Here is a 3,101-nt window from a genome sequence, read left to right on the forward strand (position 1 = left end):
CCGACCGCGCCGCGCGTGGCCGTCCGGGCGACGCGCCGACGGCGGGCGCGGGTCCGGACGCGCGTCATGTCGAACGCGGTCGGGACGCCGGCGGGCTCGCCGTCGATCGTGGTGTGCAGCGTGCGGGACAGGTCGGTGCTCATCGTGCCTCCCGGGTCGTCACGAGCTCGATGTCGGTGGTGCGGTCCGCGTCGAGCGGGCCGAGGACCCCTTCGAGGGCGTCCATCGCGTCGGACAGGTACCGCTTGACGGTGCCGTCGGCGAGCCTGAGGGTCCGGGCGATCTCCGCGACGGTCAGGTCGTCGTAGAACCGCAGGACGACGCACGCCCGCAGACGCGGGGACAGGGTCGCGAGCGCGGCCTCGACGCTCGCCCGTTCGACGGCGGACGCCTCGGGCGACTCGACGAGCTCGTCGCGCGCGACGAGGTGCCGGACGCTGCGCCACCGCGTCGTCCGGCGGTGCCCGTCGAGGAACTCCGTGAGGATCGCGCGGCGCACGTACGCCTCGGCGGCGACGGCGTCGCGCAGCGGGCGCGTCCGGCCGAAGCAGCGGACGAGCGCCTCCTGGACGACGTCCTCCGCCTGCCGCCGGTCGCCCGTGAGGTACGTCGCGTACCGCACGAGCGCGTGCCCGCGGACCTGCACCAGGTCGTCGAGCACCTGTTCCCACGCCGCCATGCGTCCTCCTGTCCGGTCGTCGCGCTCAGGACGTCCGGGAGGCCGGAAACGTTGGGCGACGCCTCACCTCGCGGCCATCGCGTGCGTCACGGCTCGTCCACCCGGTACACCAGCGAGTCGCGGCCGTCGCTTGTCGTCGACCTCGTCACGACGACGCGCCACCCGTCGGCGGTCGTGAGCGTCGCCGTCGTCGAGCCGAGCCCGATCTCGAGGCGCTCGTAGTTCCGCTGGAGAATCGCGACCGCTCGATCGAGCCGGTCGTCGCCCTCGACCGCGAGCTCCACGGTCCAGCCGCCGACCGCCGCGCGTTCGGCGCTGACGACGGTTCCGCCGGGCATGGGCACGCGGTCGGCCGGGAACGCCCGCGGAAGCCCGGTCACCTCGTCGGTCGTGGGCAGCAGCTCGACCGGCCACGGACCGGCGACGCCGAGCAGCGGCTGGTCGGGGTAGAGGACGTCCGGGGCGGCGTAGAGGTCGTAGCGGCCGGCCGGGAGCGCGGAGCCGTCGCAGCCTGCCACGGTCGGCGTCGTGCGGATCACCGTCGCGCCTCCGCCGTCGGGCCAGAGCTTCTCGTCCCGCACGGAGCTCGTCGACGTCCCCGGGTCGGACCCACCGCCGTCGACCTGTGCCCATCCGACGACGACGTCGTCGGAGGCGAGGAGCAGCCGCACCGCGGAGCTCACCGGATCGCCCCCGTCGTCGAGCGGCCGGACGACCAGCAGGTCGATCTCGCGGCCGCCGTAGCGGCCGAGGCTGAGGGCCGAGTCCCGCGAGCGCTGGACGGCGTACGCACCCAGGGCGGACACCGCGTCGGCGCCGGACCCGACCGAGAGGTCGGGGTCCGGGTGCTCGGCGGCGTAGCCGGCGATGTCGGTCCCGCACTCCGCCGGCGCCCCCGGCGCGGCCGGTCCGAACGACGGGCCCCCGTCGTCCCGGCCGTCGGAGAGCCGGACGCCGACGACGGCGATCGCCCCCGCCGTCCCCACGCCGACCGCCGTACGTGCGCCGGTCCGCACCGCACGCCGGCGGCGGATGCGGCCGACCAGGTCGTGCGACGTGAAGGGCGAGTCGTCGCTGCCGCCGTCGATCGCGTCGTGCATGCCGGTGCGCAGGTGGGTGCTCATCGTGCGCTCCTTCCCGGAGTGGCGTCGACCAGGTGGATGTCGTCGTGGGCGTCGGCGAGCGGGCCGAGCAGGCGCTCGAGCCGCTCGGTCGCCTCGGACAGGTACCGCTTGACCGTCCCGTCGGCGATGCCGAGGGTGCGGGCGATCTCGGGGACGGTGAGGTCGTCGTAGAACCGCAGGACGACGACGGCGCGCTGCCGCGGCGGGAGCGTCGCGACGGCGGACTGCACGTCGAGCCGGGCGCTGCTCGTGGGCTCGGGTCCGGGTGACTCGTCGGCGCGGGCCAGGAGGTGCTGGACGGCGCCCCAGCGGCGGCGTCGACGGTGCTCCTCGACGAAGAGCGTGAGGATCGTCCGGCGCACGTAGGACTCGGCGGCGTGCGCCTCGCGCAGCGCGTACCGGCGGCTGAAGCAGCGCACGACGGCGTCCTGCACGAGGTCCTCGCCGCTGCGGCTGTCGCCCGTGAGCATGGTGGCGTAGCGGACGAGCGCGGCGCCGCGGGTGCGGAGCAGCTCGTCGAGCACCTGTTCCCAGGCGGGCATCGGACCTCCCTGTCGTGGCCGTCATGGTGCACGACGGTCGGTGGGGTCCGGATCGTTGTGGCGACGTGCCACCCGGGTGCTACGTGCCCGGGACTGCGCGCGCGTACCGGGCGGCGAGGACGCGGACGTGGTCGACGAGCTCGGGCGGCTCCTCGACGTGGAAGTCGAGGCCGAGCATGCCGATCCAGACGGCGACGACCTCGACGCTGTCACCGCCGGTGACGAGGACGCTGCGGCCGTCGTCGGTGGCCTCGACGGTGCCGACGGTGGGGTTGATGCGCGCGAGCACCTCCTCGGGCGGGGCGTCGACGGTGATGCACGCGTGCACGGCCCAGCCGGTCCGGGCGACCTCGCGCACGGTGAACTCCGTGACGTCCTCGGGGAACGGCGTCGGGGTGAAGCGGCGGCCGCCCGGCGTGCGCAGGCGGAGCCAGTCGACGCGGTAGGGCGCCCACGTGCCCGTCGCCGGGGAGCGGGCGACGAGGAACCACCGGCGCTGCCACGCGACCAGGCGGTACGGCTCGATCTCGACGGGCTCGTCGCGGTAGAACGCGCGCAGGCCCTGGTGGTCGCGGACGGCGTCGGCGAGCGCCGCGAGGACGCCCGTGTCGACGGCCGGGTCCTCGACGTTGGAGTCGGTGTTCTCCGGCCCGCTCGCGCTCGCGTCGCGGATCGACGCGAGCCGTCGGCGGAGCCGGTCGGGCAGGACCTGCTCGAGCTTGGCGAGCGCGGACCGGGCGGGGTCCTCGAACCCCG

General features: G+C 75.3%; 4 protein-coding genes. All 4 read right to left on the minus strand.

What is annotated here, in order from left to right:
* Positions 1 to 139: 139 nt before the first annotated feature.
* Positions 140 to 679 carry an RNA polymerase sigma factor gene (locus HGA02_RS14565; protein WP_168679704.1) on the minus strand — a complete coding sequence of 180 codons (540 nt, stop codon included), beginning with the start codon at positions 677 to 679 and terminating at the stop codon, positions 140 to 142.
* 86 nt (positions 680 to 765) lie between these two features.
* Positions 766 to 1,803, minus strand: coding sequence for a hypothetical protein (locus tag HGA02_RS14570; RefSeq protein WP_168679706.1), 1,038 nt, complete (start codon positions 1,801 to 1,803; stop codon positions 766 to 768).
* Entirely contained in the window at positions 1,800 to 2,345 is a 546-nt protein-coding gene (locus tag HGA02_RS14575; RefSeq protein ID WP_168679708.1) for a sigma-70 family RNA polymerase sigma factor, read from the minus strand. Before HGA02_RS14575 ends, HGA02_RS14570 begins: the two co-directional genes overlap by 4 nt.
* 79 nt (positions 2,346 to 2,424) lie before the next feature.
* Positions 2,425 to 3,101: helix-turn-helix transcriptional regulator (locus HGA02_RS14580; protein WP_168679710.1), on the minus strand; the 677-nt coding region annotated here is incomplete at its 5' end.

Source organism: Cellulomonas septica, assembly GCF_012396155.1.
Classification (GTDB): Bacteria; Actinomycetota; Actinomycetes; order Actinomycetales; family Cellulomonadaceae; genus Cellulomonas; species Cellulomonas septica.